This window comes from Ruegeria sp. HKCCSA071 (assembly GCF_017872555.1).
GTDB lineage: Bacteria > Pseudomonadota > Alphaproteobacteria > Rhodobacterales > Rhodobacteraceae > Ruegeria.
The window spans coordinates 59231-76407 of record NZ_JAEDOX010000013.1; the positions used below are offsets into that span (position 1 = coordinate 59231).

16 protein-coding genes are annotated in these 17177 nt (G+C 58.0%); 2 read left to right on the top strand and 14 right to left on the bottom strand.

All coding sequences use genetic code 11. From position 1 onward, the window contains the following. The first annotated feature begins 37 nt into the window (after positions 1 to 37). Positions 38 to 964 (top strand): carbohydrate kinase, encoded by a 927-nt coding sequence (locus I9188_RS17645; RefSeq protein WP_209507657.1) that lies wholly within the window; start codon positions 38 to 40, stop codon positions 962 to 964. Between the two features lie 123 nt (positions 965 to 1087). Here I9188_RS17645 and I9188_RS17650 read toward each other — a convergent pair whose 3' ends face one another. From I9188_RS17650 to hutI, 13 genes are all read right to left on the bottom strand, one after another. After that, positions 1088 to 1843: a methyltransferase domain-containing protein gene (locus tag I9188_RS17650; protein WP_209507659.1), complete on the bottom strand. Its 756-nt coding sequence runs from the start codon at positions 1841 to 1843 to the stop codon at positions 1088 to 1090. Then, entirely contained in the window at positions 1840 to 2460 is a 621-nt protein-coding gene (locus tag I9188_RS17655) for a pimeloyl-ACP methyl esterase BioG family protein (RefSeq protein WP_209507662.1), read from the bottom strand. Before I9188_RS17655 ends, I9188_RS17650 begins: the two co-directional genes overlap by 4 nt. Next, a complete protein-coding gene (gene bioA, locus I9188_RS17660; RefSeq protein ID WP_209507664.1) occupies positions 2457 to 3743 on the bottom strand; it encodes an adenosylmethionine--8-amino-7-oxononanoate transaminase in 1287 nt (428 codons plus the stop codon). The genes I9188_RS17655 and bioA overlap by 4 nt, the downstream gene beginning before the upstream one ends. Further along, complete coding sequence (bioD, locus tag I9188_RS17665) at positions 3740 to 4360, bottom strand: dethiobiotin synthase (RefSeq protein WP_209507666.1); 621 nt, start codon at positions 4358 to 4360, stop codon at positions 3740 to 3742. The genes bioA and bioD overlap by 4 nt, the downstream gene beginning before the upstream one ends. Further along, on the bottom strand, positions 4357 to 5490 hold the full coding sequence (locus tag I9188_RS17670) for an 8-amino-7-oxononanoate synthase (protein WP_209507668.1): 1134 nt from the start codon (positions 5488 to 5490) through the stop codon (positions 4357 to 4359). Before I9188_RS17670 ends, bioD begins: the two co-directional genes overlap by 4 nt. Continuing rightward, entirely contained in the window at positions 5487 to 6467 is a 981-nt protein-coding gene (gene bioB / locus I9188_RS17675) for a biotin synthase BioB (protein WP_209507670.1), read from the bottom strand. Before bioB ends, I9188_RS17670 begins: the two co-directional genes overlap by 4 nt. Before the next feature lie 114 nt (positions 6468 to 6581). Further along, positions 6582 to 7430 (bottom strand): carboxylating nicotinate-nucleotide diphosphorylase, encoded by an 849-nt coding sequence (gene nadC, locus I9188_RS17680; RefSeq protein ID WP_209507672.1) that lies wholly within the window; start codon positions 7428 to 7430, stop codon positions 6582 to 6584. Beyond that, positions 7427 to 8995 (bottom strand): L-aspartate oxidase, encoded by a 1569-nt coding sequence (locus I9188_RS17685; protein ID WP_209507674.1) that lies wholly within the window; start codon positions 8993 to 8995, stop codon positions 7427 to 7429. Before I9188_RS17685 ends, nadC begins: the two co-directional genes overlap by 4 nt. Before the next feature lie 6 nt (positions 8996 to 9001). Then, entirely contained in the window at positions 9002 to 10051 is a 1050-nt protein-coding gene (gene nadA / locus I9188_RS17690; protein ID WP_209507676.1) for a quinolinate synthase NadA, read from the bottom strand. A gap of 142 nt (positions 10052 to 10193) precedes the next feature. Beyond that, on the bottom strand, positions 10194 to 11876 hold the full coding sequence (gene hutU, locus I9188_RS17695; RefSeq protein ID WP_209507679.1) for a urocanate hydratase: 1683 nt from the start codon (positions 11874 to 11876) through the stop codon (positions 10194 to 10196). Beyond that, a complete protein-coding gene (gene hutG, locus I9188_RS17700; RefSeq protein ID WP_209507681.1) occupies positions 11873 to 12667 on the bottom strand; it encodes an N-formylglutamate deformylase in 795 nt (264 codons plus the stop codon). The genes hutU and hutG overlap by 4 nt, the downstream gene beginning before the upstream one ends. After that, on the bottom strand, positions 12664 to 14202 hold the full coding sequence (gene hutH, locus I9188_RS17705; protein WP_209507683.1) for a histidine ammonia-lyase: 1539 nt from the start codon (positions 14200 to 14202) through the stop codon (positions 12664 to 12666). The genes hutG and hutH overlap by 4 nt, the downstream gene beginning before the upstream one ends. Beyond that, positions 14199 to 15407 (bottom strand): imidazolonepropionase, encoded by a 1209-nt coding sequence (hutI, locus tag I9188_RS17710; protein ID WP_209507685.1) that lies wholly within the window; start codon positions 15405 to 15407, stop codon positions 14199 to 14201. Before hutI ends, hutH begins: the two co-directional genes overlap by 4 nt. A gap of 82 nt (positions 15408 to 15489) precedes the next feature. On the opposite strand from hutI, the gene I9188_RS17715 reads away from it, so the two are divergent. Next, a complete protein-coding gene (locus I9188_RS17715; RefSeq protein ID WP_209507687.1) occupies positions 15490 to 16854 on the top strand; it encodes a formimidoylglutamate deiminase in 1365 nt (454 codons plus the stop codon). Here I9188_RS17715 and I9188_RS17720 read toward each other — a convergent pair. Next, positions 16851 to 17078 (bottom strand): hypothetical protein, encoded by a 228-nt coding sequence (locus I9188_RS17720; RefSeq protein WP_209599698.1) that lies wholly within the window; start codon positions 17076 to 17078, stop codon positions 16851 to 16853. The genes I9188_RS17715 and I9188_RS17720 overlap by 4 nt on opposite strands. Positions 17079 to 17177: the final 99 nt, after the last annotated feature.

Sequence of the window (17177 nt, forward strand, 5' to 3'; positions counted from 1 at the left end):
GGTCTTCCTGACAAAATAATCTGAAAAGGACTACGAAATGATCCTGTGCTGTGGTGAAGCCCTGATCGACATGATTTCCGAGCCGACAGTGTCGGGCGCACAAGGATTTGTACCGCACACAGGTGGGGCGATATTGAACACGGCGGTCGCAGTCGGTCGTCTGGGTGTTTCCGTCGGAATGCTGACCGGCGTGTCGTCTGACATGTTTGGCCAACAAATTACTAAGGCGCTGAATTCAAGCCATGTTGACACGTCACACGTGATTGCCTCTGACCGCCCAACGACCCTCGCCTTCGTACAGCTCAACGACGGTCACGCCACTTACAGCTTTGTCGATGAAAACACCGCCGGACGAATGCTGCAACCCGAGGACATGCCGGACCAGCTTACAGCTGTGTCCGCCTTATACCTTGGGGGTATCAGCCTGGCATGTGAACCCTGCGCGGATGCCTATGCCTCACTTCTCAATCGCCACGGAGCGGATCGCGCTGTGATGTTGGATCCGAATATCCGACCGGATTTCATCAAGGATCAGACCCGGTATCGAACCCGCCTGAACCGCATGATCGCACAGTCCGATATTGTGAAGGTTTCAGACGAGGATCTTGACTGGATCATCCCGGGAGCTGAACCCGAGGCCGCCAAAGCGTCCCTTTTATTGCAGACCGGTCCGTCTGCCCTCATCGTGACCAGGGGTGGCGACGGGGCGAACGGGTACCTGTCCGACGGTTCCAAGGTTTCGGTTCCTGTAAAACCTGTTCAGGTTGTCGACACGATCGGCGCGGGCGACACGTTTAATGCTGGGGTTTTGACCGAACTCAGCCGCGCAGGGCATTTGACAAAGCAAGGGCTGCGCAATCTGACCCCCGAAAGCTTGCGGGCGGCCATGGCGTTGGGCGCAACTGTTGCCGCTGTAACAGTATCACGCGCCGGGGCAGAGCCGCCCTGGGCACATGAAATTTGATTGCCTGCAACAACCGCAAAAAGGAACTGGTGACAATCGCATCAAGGCCGAGGGCCGTGGCTGCGGAGTTTGCGACCGCCTGGCAGGCTCACAAATTACGTTGGGCCACGGCAGAATAAGCACCTATCGCTTCCGGGCAATGATCCACACGGGATGATATGTCAGTGAGACCCCGCAGTCCGTGCCGAATTCCTTAGCGTATTCGTTTTCGAACCGAGCCAGCGAGGACTTGGTCCATGTCCCTTGCGCCCTGCCGTTTACACCTGTTCTTCGCAAATGCCTAAGAACCTCGCGGGGCGTATCGAAATAGGTTTGTCTCAGGCTTTCGCCAACGGCCAATACCTGCATCGGCCCGTCGACAGCAGCGGCAAGAGCAGCTGGCGTAGTAAGGCCCGGTGCACGCGCTGATGATCCGATCGCGCTAAGCTCTTGATATTGCTGAGGGCCAAAACCCGAAACCGCCAACCACCCGCCGGGCTCAAGCGCGTCCATCGCTTTGTGAAGCAACTGAAGCGGGCTTTCCATCCATTGGATCATCGAAGCCGAGGCGATCAGATCAATCCGGGAAGGCCAGTGAACTTCACGCGCATCACCGGCAATGAACGTCGCCTGTTCCGCATCCGCCGTTGCCTGAGCCTGCGGCGCGATGTCGTTCAATATGAGGTTTGGCAGGTGAAAGTTTTGTCGCATCAGACGGGTCAGATGCCCTGTGCCACATCCCAGCTCGAAGACAGTTTCAAAACGGCCCGGGGCTCTGGCACGACGCAGTTCGGAGACCAGCTTGCCTGCGACCCAGGCTTGCTGATTTGCCGTGTCGTGGTAGGTTTGAAAGCTTCTGCTAAAGCTCCGCTGCACCCTGTCTGCCAGTTGCGCTGTCATGATACCCAACTCGCCCAACTTTGCCCCCGTAGGAATGGTACGTGCGGCCCCGCCACATGCTCGACTCGGGCTGAGGTTGAGGCCCATGCCGTTTCTTGGGCCGCTGTCGGAATGATCCGGTCGTTTGTGGGTATCCACACTCTGTCAAAACCTGGATCAGGGGCAGACCCGCGTTGGATCACGGCAAATAGTTCCCGCCGCGCCGCTGCGATGTCCAGTTCCGGGGGCTCGCCTGGCAAACCCGCGCGGCGGCAGAACCTGGCAAAGCTGCGCTCGGAAAGCTGAGCCGCCGTTGCCTTGATCATGTCAGGCGCAATACCACGCTCCGGGCACGCCGGATGCAAAGTGCCGCTGATGGCGATCAATCGGTCGGGACGAAAGCCCGAGCACGCCAGCCAATGTGCAGCCGACGCGACACCAAAGGAAAAGGCCAGCATATCAATGTGATCGAAACGGGCGAGATCAGGCAGGGGATCATTGAGGCTGGTGTAGCCTTCCACCAACAGGATATTCCCGCCCCCCGTAAGACCCCGGAACGGAGCATCGCCCAATGCCCATCCACCGAACAAAAGGGTTAGAGTACTGTCGTCTGATTGGGCCAGCCAACGGCTTTTCATTTCTGCCCCCCAGCCAGAGCAAGCATCGCAGACGTTACCCTGCTCAGTTCGTCCGGCGAAATAACATAGGGAGGCATGCAATAAATATTGCGAGCAAACGGGCGCAGCCAAACACCGGTTTCCGCGGCCAATCCATGTGCGATAGAGGGGTCGACCCGCTCTTCCATCTCGATAACGCCAATTGCGCCAAGCACGCGAACATCTGCAACACCGGGCAGATTGCGCGCGGGCGCGAGTTCGGTTTTCATCTGCTGCGAGATTGATGCAACTTCCTGCTTCCAGTTTCGCTGTTGCAACTGGTCAAGGCTCGCCACACCTGCCGAGCAAGCCAAAGGGTTGGCCATGTAGGTGGGACCGTGCATCAAAACACCGGCCTCGCTTTCGCCAATCCCGCGAGCGACAGCCTCGGTCGCGATAGTGGCGGCCAAAGTGATATGCCCACCGGTCAACGCCTTGCCAAGACACAGGATATCCGGAACCACCCCGGCGTGATCCATTGCAAACATCTCGCCGCTGCGTCCGAAACCGGTCGCGATTTCATCGAAGATCAGCAAAACGTCATGCGCATCACACAAGGCACGCGCCCCACGTAACCAGGCAGGGTGGTAGAAATACATCCCACCAGCGCCCTGCACCACCGGTTCAAGGATCAGTGCGGCGATCCTGTTGCCTTTGTCGTTCAGCAACGCTTCCAGCGACTCTAATCCGTTCGCGGAGGGATTGTCAGGCCATTCACGGCCGAACTGGATGTGAGGGCGTGGCAGAAAGTGCTGGATCGACAACGCACCGCGAAACAGGCCATGCATCCCGTTGACGGGATCACAAACGCTCATCGCCTTCCACGTGTCGCCGTGATAGCCACCCCGGATCGTGGCAAATTCAGACCGTTCGCCCCGACCATTGGCAATCTGGTATTGGACTGCCATCTTCAACGCGACTTCAATCGCGACCGAGCCGCTGTCGCTGTAGAAAATGCGATCCAGGCCATCTGGCAGGAGGTCGACCAACCTGCGGCCAAGTTCCACGGCGGGTTCATGGGTCAGGCCGCCAAACATCACATGCGGCAGTGTATTCAGCTGCTTTTGCATCGCATCGATGATGGCCGGGTGCCTGTGCCCATGCACCGTACACCACCAGGACGACATTGCGTCGATCATTCTGACGCCATCAGCACGCGTCAGCCAGACACCTTCTGCCCCGGTAATCAGGTGCATCGGGCCGGGTTCAAGCACATGAGTATAAGGGTGCCACAGATGGCGCGCATCAAATTCCAACGGGGTCACAGGAATCTCCGAATGGTCGCCACATCAATTGCCGAAAAAGCACTGTTCAGGCGCTGCGGTGTCAGGTCGCTCAGAAATGGCAGGCGTCCCAGATGATGCACTTTGCACATCTCTACGATGGTTTGCTCTACATCCGGCACGGGGTCACCCACGAATGCGACACCGACAACCTCGCAACCAGCAGCCCTAAGCGCCATTAGGGACAATGTGGTGTGGTTGATCGTTCCCAAGGCGGTGCGCGCTACAAGAACAACCGGAGCCTGCCATCCGGCAATCAGGTCCAGAAAGAACGACTGGCGGTTCAGCGGCACCATAAGGCCCCCTGCCCCTTCGACAACCAGAGGCCCGTCCACTTTCGGAATTTCAAGACGCGAGAGGTCAATCTCAATACCCATGTCTTCGGCAGACAGATGCGGTGAGGCGGGCATGTTCAGCCGGTAGGCTTCGGGCAGGACCTCGGCACCGCTCAGCGCGCTGACGGTTTCAGTGTCCGTAGCAACCTCAAGACCAGACTGAACAGGTTTCCAGTACCGGGCCTGCAAAGCTGCCGCCAGACCGGCCGAAAACACGGTTTTTCCGACACCGGTGTCGGTTCCGGTAACGATCAGCGCGCTCATGCGGCCTCCGACTGGCAGATTGCGATGGTTAAAAACAGGGTCGAGATATCCTGAAGGGTGACATTTCCGGTAATCGACACGCGCAAACGGGATGTGCCTTTTGGGACAGTGGGCGGGCGGATGCCCCGAACGTCAAAACCCTGCTGCTGCAAAGTGGCCGCCATCGCCATTGTGCGCTCGTCGTCTCCCATTACAACCGGGATGATCTGGCTGTTCAACGCGGCTGCGGGCAACCCCAGTTCCCGTGCGGTGTCATGGGCATGGCGCATACGTTCATGCGCACCTTCAACCAGACTGACATCCTTGGCCAGCTCCCGTAGCGCAGCACGAACCAGAGAAGCGTTCAAAGGCGACGGAGCGGTCGCAAAGATGAAGGGACGAGCGCGGTTGATCAGGGTATCTATCATCACGCGCGGACCGCAGATCAACCCGCCTGAGACACCAAGCCCTTTACCACAGGTATGCAATGTCAGCAGATCAGCGTTCAGGTCATGCGCAAGACCCCGGCCTCGCTCTCCGAAAACGCCGGTGGCGTGGGCTTCATCAACAACCAAAACCGCATCAGCTTCGCGCGCAAGTACGGACAGGTCTTCCAGCGGCGCCAGATCACCTTCCATGGAATACACGCTTTCGACGGCAATCCAGACCTGGCCCGAACCGCCTGTAGATTGCCAGTCGCGCAATACGTTACGTGCATCCGCAACATCATTGTGGCGGAAGGCACGCAGGTCTGCACGGCTGGACCGCATACCTTCATGGGCGCTCGCGTGAACCAGTGCATCATAAAGGACCAAATCCTCAGCCGCAGGCAACGTGGAGAAGATCGCCTGATTGGCCTGAAACCCGCCTCCCATGAACAGCGCGGCCTCAGCTCCAAAGAATGCGGCCGCTTCCCGCTCCAGCGCTTCATGTTCAGGGTGGTTGCCCCGCAACAGACGCGAACCTCCCGAACCTACAGGCACACCCCGCGACAACGCATCATGCGCCGCACGTTGTAACACTTGAGATCCGGCAAGACCCAGATAGTCATTCGACGCGAAATCCAGCCCTTGCGTCGGGATCAAGGCCCGGCGGCGGTGCCGGGCTTGAAGCGCATCAAGCATCGATTCCAGTCGGTTGACTGCTTTCATTCGGCAGCTTCCGTGCAGTTTCGCGTTTCGGCTTTTTCGGCCTGAAGACCAAGTTTCGCAAACAGGACCGCGTCGGTGTCTTCTTCGGGGTTTTCTGCTGTCAGAAGCGTTTCGCCAACAAAGATCGAGTTGGCACCGGCGAAAAAGCACATCGCCTGCATCTCGTCACTCATGTCGCTGCGCCCGGCCGAAAGCCGCACATAGGACTTGGGCATCAAAATGCGGGCCGTTGCTATGATCCGCACAAAGTCGATCGGGTCAATCGGCTCGGCGTCGGCAAGTGGGGTATCGGCCTGCGGCATCAACATATTGATCGGCACCGAGTCCGGTGGAGGCGTCATGTTGGCCAATGTCAGCAACATGTCGATACGGTCGCCAGTGTGTTCACCCATCCCCAGAATGCCGCCTGAGCAAACCTTGATTCCTGCTTCCTGCACCCGGTTCATCGTATCGATCCGATCCGCAAAGGTACGGGTGGTGATGACTTCGGAGTAATAGCGTTCCGATGTGTCGATGTTGTGATTATAATAGTCCAAACCGGCATCGCGCAGCTGCACCACCTGGGTGTCGTCGAGCATACCCAACGTCATGCAGGTTTCCATGCCCAGTTCCTTGACGCCCTCGACCATCGCGACCAGCGCATCCATGTCACGCGCCTTTGGCTCGCGCCACGCCGCGCCCATGCAAAACCGGGTCGCGCCGCCATCGCGGGCTTTCTTGGCCTCGGTCAGAACGCGCTGAACCTCGATCAGCTTCGATGCTGGTAAGGTTGATCCATTGCGGGCTGATTGCGAGCAATAGGCACAATCTTCGGCGCAGCCACCTGTCTTGATCGACAATAGCTTCGAAGTCTGGATCTGGTTTGGATCAAAGTTTTCCCGATGCACGGTCTGCGCACGGAACAAAAGGTCCATCAGCGGAAGATCATGAATAGCTTGCGCAGTTTTACGGGTCCAGCCGGAGTGTGGGATGATCATTTTATCTATAAAACTTTCTGCAGCTTGCGTTGCTGTGGATTTATTATCGATAAAACCAGAATGCGCAACTGTGTTGGCGCAAACGATCATAAATCAAGCGGAAATGCCGCGCCTTCAGAAATCGAGCCCCAGATCGACGGTGCGGGCAGAATGCGTCAAGGCACCGGACGAGATGTAATCAACCCCTGTCCCCGCAATCGATGCGACCCGTTCCAATGTCACATTGCCGCTGGCTTCGGTCTTCAACCGCCCGCCCACCATGGCAACCGCTTCGCGCAGCATGTCATTGTCCATGTTGTCCAACAAAACAACCGAAGCGCCGCCCACGTCCAGCACTTCGGTAAGCTGGTCCAGTCGATCAACTTCAATTTCGACCGCCATCATGTGACTGGCCTGTGCCTTGGCGGCTTCAAGAACCTGACGGATGCCACCGGCCGCAGCAATGTGGTTGTCCTTGATCAGAATTGCATCTGATAAGGAATAGCGGTGGTTGAAACCGCCACCGTGCAGCACGGCTTGTTTTTCCACGATGCGCAGACCTGGTGTGGTTTTGCGCGTGCAGGTCATGCGGGCCGTGGTGCCCTTGGTCTGCTCCACAAATGCGGCAGTCTTTGTGGCAATACCCGTCAGGCGTCCGGCAAAGTTCAGAGCGACACGTTCGCCCGACAGGATCGATGCGGCAGAGCCTTTGATGGTCATCAGCGTATCACCGCGTGCGCAACGCGAACCATCCTTGATCCTCACGTCAACCTCAAGCGACGGATCCACAAGCCGGAACGCGATTGCAGCAACTTGCATCCCCGACACGACAGCGTTCTCGCGCGCGTTAAGGCTGGCTGTGTAGGTTGTTTCCTGTGGGATCACGGCGCGGGTTGTCACATCACCGTAGCTTCCCAGATCCTCCATCAACGCAGCTCGGACCATGGGTTCCAGGATCAGATCTGGCAGGATCGCATTTGTCATGACAGTTCCTCGCAGGCTTTGGCCCGAATGCTCATTGCTTCGGACAAATACATCCGGGACCGCTCTCCGGGCCCATCATTGGCGTTTGGAAAGTCAGATCGCTTGTGTGCACCGCGGCTTTCTTCGCGTTTCAAGGCTGCGGCAGCGATCAGGGTCGCGGTTGCACACATGTTGCGAAATGACGGGCAGGTATCATGCTGCCCCTCCAACTGCGCAATAGTTTGCAGAGCACGGTTTAGGCCCGCCCGGTCCCGGACAACGCCAACGTCACGCGTCATAGTTTCGCGCAACTCCTGGATAGCCTTTGTCGTGTCAGGGGACACTACCTGAACAAACTGCAATGCAACTGGTTCGGCATTTGACACCACCAGAACGGATGCCCCGATGCTTTCGGCGCAGATGCGCGCAAAAACAAGCGCCTCAAGCAGCCCGTTCGAGGCCAGCCGGTTGGCACCGTGAAGGCCGGTCGAAGATGCCTCGCCGCAGACCCAAAGCCCGTCAAGTGTCGCGCGACCGTCAGTGTCGGTGGCAATACCACCCATGTGATAATGCGCTGCCGGTGCGACCGGAATCGGTTCGTTGGCCGGGTCGATACCGTTGCGCGCGCAGTATTCGGCAACTGCCGGGAACAGGTCCGTAATCTTCGAGCCTAATGCGGCGCGGGTGTCCAGCATTGGTTGGTTACCCGCCTGCACTTCGGCAAAAATTGCACGCGCAACGACGTCTCGCGGGGCAAGTTCTGCGTCCGGGTGAACGGATAACATGAACCGCTCACCCTTATTGTTGATCAGGGTTGCCCCTTCGCCGCGCAACGCCTCGGTTGCCAGCGGAGCCGGATCTTCACCAACATCCATTGCCGTCGGATGAAACTGAACGAATTCGGCGTCAGCAATAAGTGCACCAGCACGCGCGGCCATCCCGATGACTTGCCCGCGAATGCGTGCCGGATTGGTCGTCAAGGCATACAGCCCGCCAGAGCCACCCCCGGCAAGCAATACGGCAGGCCCGCATAGCGTTACGGGCTCGGACTCTGTTTCAGATGCGTCCTGAACCGTGACGCCAGTCACCCGACCGTTTGATACGTCCAGCGCCGTGGCAAGGACACCTTCCAACACCTGAACCGAAGGCGTTTCATGCACCCGTTCGATCAGGGCAGCCATGATTTCACTACCTGCCTGATCCCCTTTCACCCGAACGACACGGGCGAAGCTATGCGCCGCTTCGCGTGACAACACATAACTGCCATCCTTGGTGCGATCGAATGGCGTGCCCAAGGTTGTCAGGTCGAGGATATATTGCCGCGCCTCGCGTGTGACCAGATCAGCGACAGCCGGAACGACTATGCCCGCGCCAGCCTTGACGGTGTCCAGGCTGTGGCTTTCCGGGCTGTCAGACAAATCCATTGCTGCGGCCACACCGCCTTGTGCCCAAGAGGAACTAGCACCTTCACCCAAAACATCCGGTGAAATCACAACCACTGCCCGCGGCGCGAGCTTTAGTGCTGCATAAAGCGCACCAATGCCAGCCCCCACAATAATAACGCGATCCGTGGTGACTTTGGTCATTTCAGATCAAATGCCGAGCTTGCGGGACAGATCGATCATCGCCTGTACGGATTTGCGCGCCTTTTCAGCCACATCTTTGGCTACCTCGACCTGCCCTTCCATCGTGTGCAGGGCGTAGAGGATTTTTTCAAGCGTGATCTTCTTCATATACGGGCACATGTTGCATGGCCCGACAAATTCGACCTCGGGCAATTCATCGGCAATGTTGGATGCCATCGAACACTCGGTGATCAGCATCGCCTTATTCGGCTTTTCATCATGCACGTATTTGATGATGCCGCTGGTCGAGCCGGAATAGTCTGCCTCGGCCACCACATCCGGCGGGCATTCAGGATGCGCAATCAGCCGTGTTCCCGGGTTCCATTCGCGGAAGTCGCGCAGGTCCTGTGCCGTGTATTGTTCGTGCACGATGCAAGAGCCAGGCCAATACACCACGTTCTTGTGGCTTTGATTGGCAACATTCTGCGCCAGATACTGATCCGGTGTCATGATGACCGTATCACTTTCCATGGCGTTCACGATCTGAAGTGCGTTCGAAGAGGTGCAGCAGATATCCGAGGCTGCTTTAACCTCGGCAGTGGTGTTTACATAGGACACAACCGGCGCGCCGGGGTATTTGGCGCGCATTTCGTCGATTCCCTCAGCGGTGATCGATTCTGCCAATGAACAACCGGCTTCCATGTCGGGCATCAGAACAGTCTTCTGAGGGCTGAGGATTTTCGATGTCTCGGCCATGAAATGAACACCGGCCTGAACGATCACATCTTCTTCGACCTCACTAGCCTTGATCGCAAGCTGTAAACTGTCTCCAACGAAATCGGACACGCCATGAAAAATCTCGGGTGTCATGTAATTGTGCCCAAGGATCACGGCGTTACGCTCTTTCTTGAGCGTATTGATGGCCCGCACGTATGGCGCGTAGATTGCCCAATCTGGTGGGCTGACCACACGATCCATGCGGGCAAACGTGTCTTTCATCTCATTGGCCAGAGTGGCCGATGGAGCAAGGTCATAAACGTCCGAAATCACCGAGCGGACATGTGCAATATCGAGCAACGGGTAGCCACCTTTGTCAGTTGCCTTTAACCCCTCGGGGCTGTTGAACGGCTTAGCCCTAGCGGAAACAGTACCGGTTCGAAACCGGAAAATGTGACGTTAGCGCTAAGGCAAACCGACAAAACAAAGGTTCGCGTGGTAATCAGCCCAAAATGCCCGGCAATCGCAGACCATGTTCACGAGCGCAGGCTTTTGCATCCTCGTACCCGGCATCCGCATGACGCCAGACACCTGACGCGGGATCATTCCAGAGCACCCGTTCCAGCCGCTTGGCGGCGGCATCGGTTCCGTCTGCGCAGATGACGACGCCTGCATGCTGGCTGAAGCCCATACCAACCCCGCCGCCATGATGCAGCGAAACCCACGTTGCACCCGAGGCCGTATTGACAAGCGCATTTAGCAGCGGCCAGTCCGAAACAGCGTCCGAACCGTCCCTCATCGCCTCGGTCTCGCGGTTGGGGGAAGCGACAGAACCACTGTCGAGATGGTCTCGACCGATGACGACCGGAGCTTTCAATTCGCCGTTTCTAACCATCTCGTTGAACGCCAGCCCAGCCTTGTGGCGATCTCCTAGCCCAATCCAACAAATCCGCGCCGGCAAGCCCTGAAATGCAATACGCTCCTGCGCCATGTCCAACCAGTTGTGCAGATGGGTATTGTCGGGGAACAGTTCCTTCATCTTGGCGTCAGTCTTGTAGATATCTTCAGGGTCTCCGGACAACGCGCACCAGCGGAAGGGTCCGATACCCCGACAAAACAGCGGGCGAATATAGGCGGGCACGAAGCCGGGGAAGGCAAAAGCGTTCTCCAACCCTTCATCCTGCGCCACCTGTCGGATGTTGTTACCGTAGTCCAACGTCGGCACGCCCGCGTTCCAGAAGTCCACCATTGCAGCAACGTGCTGCTTCATCGAAGCACGTGCAGCCTTTTCGACCGCCTTTGGGTCACTTTCGCGCTTGTCTTTCCACTGCGCCATGGTCCAACCAAGCGGCAGGTAGCCATTTACCGGATCGTGGGCACTGGTCTGATCCGTAACAATATCGGGGCGCATCCCGCCAGCTTGCATCCGAGCGTAAATTTCCGGGAAGATTTCAGCGGCATTTCCCAACAGACCAACGGATTTCGCTTCGCCCGCCTTGGTCCAGCGATCAATCATTGCCAGGGCCTCGTCCAGCGTCTCGGCTTTTTCGTCCAGGTATTTTGTACGCAACCGAAAGTCGATGCTGTCCGGGTTGCATTCCACAGCCAGACAACAAGCCCCTGCAAAGACAGCGGCCAGAGGCTGCGCGCCGCCCATTCCACCCAGCCCCCCGGTCAGGATCCACTTACCTGACAGGTCACCGCCATAGTGCTGACGCCCGGCCTCGGCAAAGGTTTCATACGTGCCCTGCACGATGCCCTGTGTGCCAATATAGATCCACGAGCCGGCAGTCATCTGGCCGTACATCATCAGACCTTTCTTATCGAGCTCGTTGAAGTGGTCCCAATTGGCCCAGTTCGGCACAAGGTTCGAGTTTGCGATCAATACGCGGGGTGCATCGCTATGGGTGCGAACAATGGCAATCGGCTTTCCGGACTGCACCACTAGCGTTTCATCCTCTTCCAGATCCTTCAGGCTGGCAACGATGGTGTCAAAATCCTTCCACGTCCGCGCCGCGCGGCCAATCCCGCCATAGACCACCAGTTCATGCGGGTTTTCGGCCACGTCAGGATGCAGGTTATTCATCATCATCCGCAACGGCGCTTCGGTCATCCAGCTTTTAGCGTTCAGTTCAGGTCCGGTGGGCGGAAAGATGTCACGGGTGTTTTTGCGAGGATCGGTCATCGGGCAAGCTCCAATGCTGTGTCGTTGAGGACGTCTAGAATATCTTTCAACCAACGCCGGAGACGGTTGGCTTTGGCGGTGTCAAAAGTCCAAGGTGGTGTTTCTGTGGTCAGGTAGGTCGACTGCGCCAGCTCCATCTGGATCGCGTGTATACCGTTATCTGGGCGTCCGTAGTGGCGTGTCGTCCACCCGCCTTTGAAGCGCCCGTTCAAAACGGTGCTGTAAGGGGATGAAGCGGCGAACTCATGTGCAATTGTTTCGATTTCCGATGCGCAGGTCATCCCGTTATTTGTACCAATGTTCATGTCGGGCAAAACGCCGTCGAACAGAAAAGGAATGCGGCTGCGGATTGAGTGGCAATCATACAGCACAGCGATTCCGTGGATCGCCTTCACCCTCTCCAGTTCGGCCAGCAAAGCGGCGTGATATGGCGCATGAAATGAGTCACGTCGTTCAATGATATCTTTTTCAGTTGGAGGGATGTCCCAGATGTCCTGCCCGTCGAAATCCGTCAGCGGCACCAGGGTCGTCGTGTTCTGTCCAGGGTAAAGGGAAGTACCGCCTGGGTCACGGTTGGCGTCGATCACATAGCGATGAAAAGTGGCCCGGACCGTGGTAGCACCGGGCAAAAGCCCGTCGTACAGCATGTGGATGTGCCAATCCGTATCTGCCAGCGCCCGACCCCGTGCGCTCAGTTTGGCATCAATCGCCGCCGGCACATAGGTGCCCGCGTGAGGCAGGCCCAAAACAATTGGACTATCGCCCTGAACTACCTCGACTGGATCAGTCATGCGCCAAGCTCCGGCATGGCGACACCGGTGCCTTCGGCAATCTCACCGCTTGCAATAAGGGCCGAGGCTGCTTCGATGTCATTTGCCATGTACCTGTCATCTTCCAACGCCGGCACAACCGAACGCAGGCGCGCCATGACGCCTTGAAGGCTATCACTGGTTGGCAGCGGCGCGCGATATTCAACCCCTTGCGTTGCGCACAGCAACTCGACCCCCAGGATACGTTCCAGATTGGTCACCATTTGTCCCAGCCGCCGCGCGCCATGGGCCGCCATTGACACGTGATCTTCCTGATTGGCCGAAGTCGGTGTTGAATCCGTGACACAGGGATTGGCCAGATGCTTGTTTTCGCTCATCAGCGCGGCTGTAGTGACTTCGGCAATCATCATGCCAGAGTTCAAACCGGGCTTGGGCGTCAAAAACGGAGGCAAATCAAAGCTGAGCACCGGATCGACGATTAGCGCAATGCGTCGCTGCGCAATCGCCCCGATCTCGGCCACTGCCAGAGCAATCATGTCGGCGGCAAACCCGACCGGTTCTGCATGAAAGTTTCCGCCTGATACGATCAACCCGGCCTCGGCCAGAACCAGAGGGTTATCGGTGGCGGCGTTAGCCTCGGTTTCCAGTGTCACTGAAGCCTGACGCAGCACATCCATCGCGGCACCAACAACCTGTGGTTGGCAGCGGATGCAGTACGGGTCCTGAACCCGCGTATCACCGTCCCGGTGGCTTTCGCGAATGACGGACCCAGCCAGTAGCGCGCGCATGGTTGCGCCCGCTTCGATCTGGCCCCGGTGACCACGCAAGGCGTGGATTTCGGGTTGCAAAGGTGCGGTAGACCCCATGATCGCATCAGTTGTCAGGGCTGAGGTGACCAAGGCGCTTTGCGCCGCCCGCCAAGCGCCGAAAAGCCCCGCCAGCGCAAATGCCGTCGAAAACTGAGTACCGTTGATCAGCGCCAGACCTTCCTTGGGACCAAGTTCGACCGGGGTCAAACCTGCCGCTGTCAGTGCGTCGCCGCCAGACATAACGGTACCGCCAAACTCAGCGTCTCCCTCGCCCATCATGACGGCTGCCATGTGCGAAAGCGGTGCCAAATCACCCGAAGCGCCAACAGACCCTTGTGCCGGGATCACCGGTGTCACGCCTGCGGCAAGCATCGCTTCCAGCAGGTCAATCAGTTCCAACCGCACACCCGACGCGCCACGTCCGAGGCTGAGCAGTTTGAGCACCATCATGAGCCGCGCAACTGCACGCGGGATCGCTGGTCCGACGCCACAGCAATGGGACAGGATCAGGTTGCGTTGCAGCGTCGCGGTATCCTCGGCCGCGATTTTGACGCTTGCCAGTTTTCCAAAACCCGTATTGACCCCGTAAACGGCGGCTTCGCCAGTCGCCGCCTCAACGATGCGAGCGTGCGCCGCAGCTATGGCAGACCTGCAATCCGGGTTCAGTCGAACGGCGCATTCTTGGCGAAAAACCTGTTCCAGATGCGCCAGAGACACAGCGCCGGGAGTTAACGTCAGAGTGGTCAAAATGCGCCTCCGAATATGCGGGCGTGAAGGGGGTTAAAACCGATGCGGTAGGCAAGCTCGGCCGGGTGAGTGACATTCCAGACAGCCAGATCCGCCCGCAGGCCTTGGACGATCCTGCCGCAGTCTCTCAGGCCCAGGGCACGCGCGGCATTTACGGTGACACCTTTCAATGCTTCCTCGGGTGTCATTCGAAACAAGGTGCACCCCATGTTCATCGCAAGCAAAAGCGACGTCATCGGAGCCGAGCCCGGATTGCAGTCGGTCGCAAGGGCCATTGGCACGTCGTACTTGCGCAACAGATCAATTGGCGGTTGTTGCGTCTCGCGCAGGGTGTAGAAAGCCCCGGGCAGGATCACGGCCACCGTGCCTGCCGCTTCCATGGCTTTGACACCGCTTTCGTCCAGATACTCAATGTGGTCGGCAGAAAGCGCACCATAGCTTGCAGCAAGTTTCGTACCACCCAGGTTGGACAGTTGTTCAGCATGCAGTTTGACCGGCAGTCCTAGTTCCTTGGCAACGTCAAACAGTGGCACCAGTTGGCCGGGCAGGAAGGCAATCCCTTCGCAAAAGGCGTCCACTGCGTCTACCAATCCCTCGGCATGAGCCGCGCGGAGCGTCGGAATGCAGACTTCGTCGATATAAGCCTCGGGCCGGTCTTCATACTCGGCGGGCAATGCATGAGCGCCCAGAAAGCTGGTTACAATGCGCACCGGGCGGCTTTCCTGCAAGGCCCGCGCGGTTCGCAGCATGGTCAGCTCAGTTTCACGATCAAGCCCATAGCCCGATTTGACCTCGATCACCGAAACCCCTTCGGCGATCATCGCGTCCACGCGCGGCAGGGCCTGCGCAATCAAATCCTCTTTACTGGCCGCACGCGTGGCTTTCACGGTCGAAACAATACCTCCGCCCGCGCGGGCCACCTCTTCATAGCTGGCACCGTTAAGGCGCATCTCGAACTCAGCCGCGCGGTGGCCGCCATGCACTACATGGGTATGGCAATCGATCAGAGCCGGCGTCACCAGCCGCCCGTCCAGCGAGGTTTGAGAGAACGTCGCGTATTCTTCCGGCAACTGCGTCTTCGGACCGACCCATGCAATCTGGCCTCCACGCAAGGCAATCGCAGCATCTTCGATCAATCCGTATGCAATCGCACCAACCACGGTGGCAGCGTGCAGATCTGTGAACAGTTGATCGTGGGTTTGCATTCGAATCCCTCTTCGGTGCAATTCTCTCTTTTCTGGTACAGGTCTTTATGGCATATGTCTATTCATAAAACCGGAGGTAGGGATGACGGTCATTTTCGCAAAACGGGCCTATCTGGCAGCCGGCTGGGCAGAGAATCTACGACTCGAGATCAAAAATGGTCGTATTACCCGTCTGACACCCGACGCGGTCGCGCAACTCGGCGACACCTGCGTTGACACTCTACTGCCCGCTTTGGCCAACCTTCACAGCCATGCTTTTCAGCGTGCCATGGCGGGAATGACCGAATATCGGCAGGCTGGTCGTGACAGTTTCTGGACTTGGCGTGATCTGATGTATCGCTTCACAGCCCGCCTGAGCCCCGACCACATTCAGGCCATCGCTGCGCAAGTCTATGTCGAGATGCAGGAGGCCGGGTACGCCTCGGTCGGGGAATTCCATTATCTGCACCACCAACCGAACGGGCAACCCTATGACAGGCTTTGCGAACTCAGCGATCGGATCATGGCCGCCGCCGCCGAGACAGGAATTGGCCTGACCCATCTGCCCGCGCTCTACAGCTATGCGGGAGTTGGGGAAAAACCACTGGAGGCGGGGCAGCGACGCTTTGGCAATGATGTGGACCGTTTTTGCGAACTTGTCGCGCAGGCGCGGGGTGCGCTCGGCAATCTTCCTGACGACTGTCGCGTCGGCATCGCGCCACATTCCCTGCGCGCCACCTGTCCGCGCGATCTGGCGCAGGTGGTGGCATCACAAAGTTCCGGTCCAATCCATATTCACATCGCCGAACAACCCAGAGAAGTTGAGGAAGTGCAGACTGGCCTTGGCGCGCGTCCGGTCGAATGGCTGCTGGATAATGCCCCGGTTGGGTCCAATTGGTGCCTGATCCACGCAACCCATATGACCGACGAAGAGACTCGCGCAATGGCCCGCAGCAAAGCCGTTGCCGGTCTGTGCCCTGTGACAGAAGCCAACCTGGGCGACGGGCCTTTCAACGGCCCCGCCTATCTCAACGCTGGCGGCGCTTTTGGCGTGGGATCGGACTCCAACGTGTTGATTTCCATGACCGAAGAGCTCCGCGCACTCGAATATTCGCAACGACTGCGCGACCTGTCACGTAACGTGATGGTGGTTGGCGAAGGCTCTGCCGGACAAACCCTTTATCGCGGCGCAGTTATTGGCGGTGCGCAGGCGCTAGGCCGCAACGCTGGGCAAATTACCGAAGGAATGCTGGCTGATCTCGTCGCCATCGACAGTCAGGCCCCTGCCCTTTGCCCACTACAACCTCACCAACTGCTGGATGGTCTAGTCTTTGCCGCCAAAGATAATGTCGTAACTGATCTTTGGTCCGCAGGCCGACACCAGGTTCAAAACGGACATCACGTCCTGCGGGACAAGGTCGCGCGTAACTACAAATGGGCAATAAGTGAGCTTCTGGCTGAGCTTTAGCTAGGGATATTATTGAAACACACGCGAAGGATCTTAGCGCCTGCAGCCGGACTGACCGTAACAGCGGCGTTCAGCGTCATTGCGTCTCCGGCAACCAGCGGCGTGTTGTCTGACATGTGGGCCATTCCCGAGGCGACAAAGACAAACTCGCCCGCTGTCGCTTCGAATTCCTGATCATTTGCAAAAACGTTCACCACAACAACGACCTTTGAATCGTAGATCACATTGAATGCACTACACGGCCCGGGCTCTGTTGCGAAGTTTCGGTGGGAAGAAGAGAACGGGCTGTGGCAGCGGGTTTAAGAAGCGAGTTCCGCGAACTG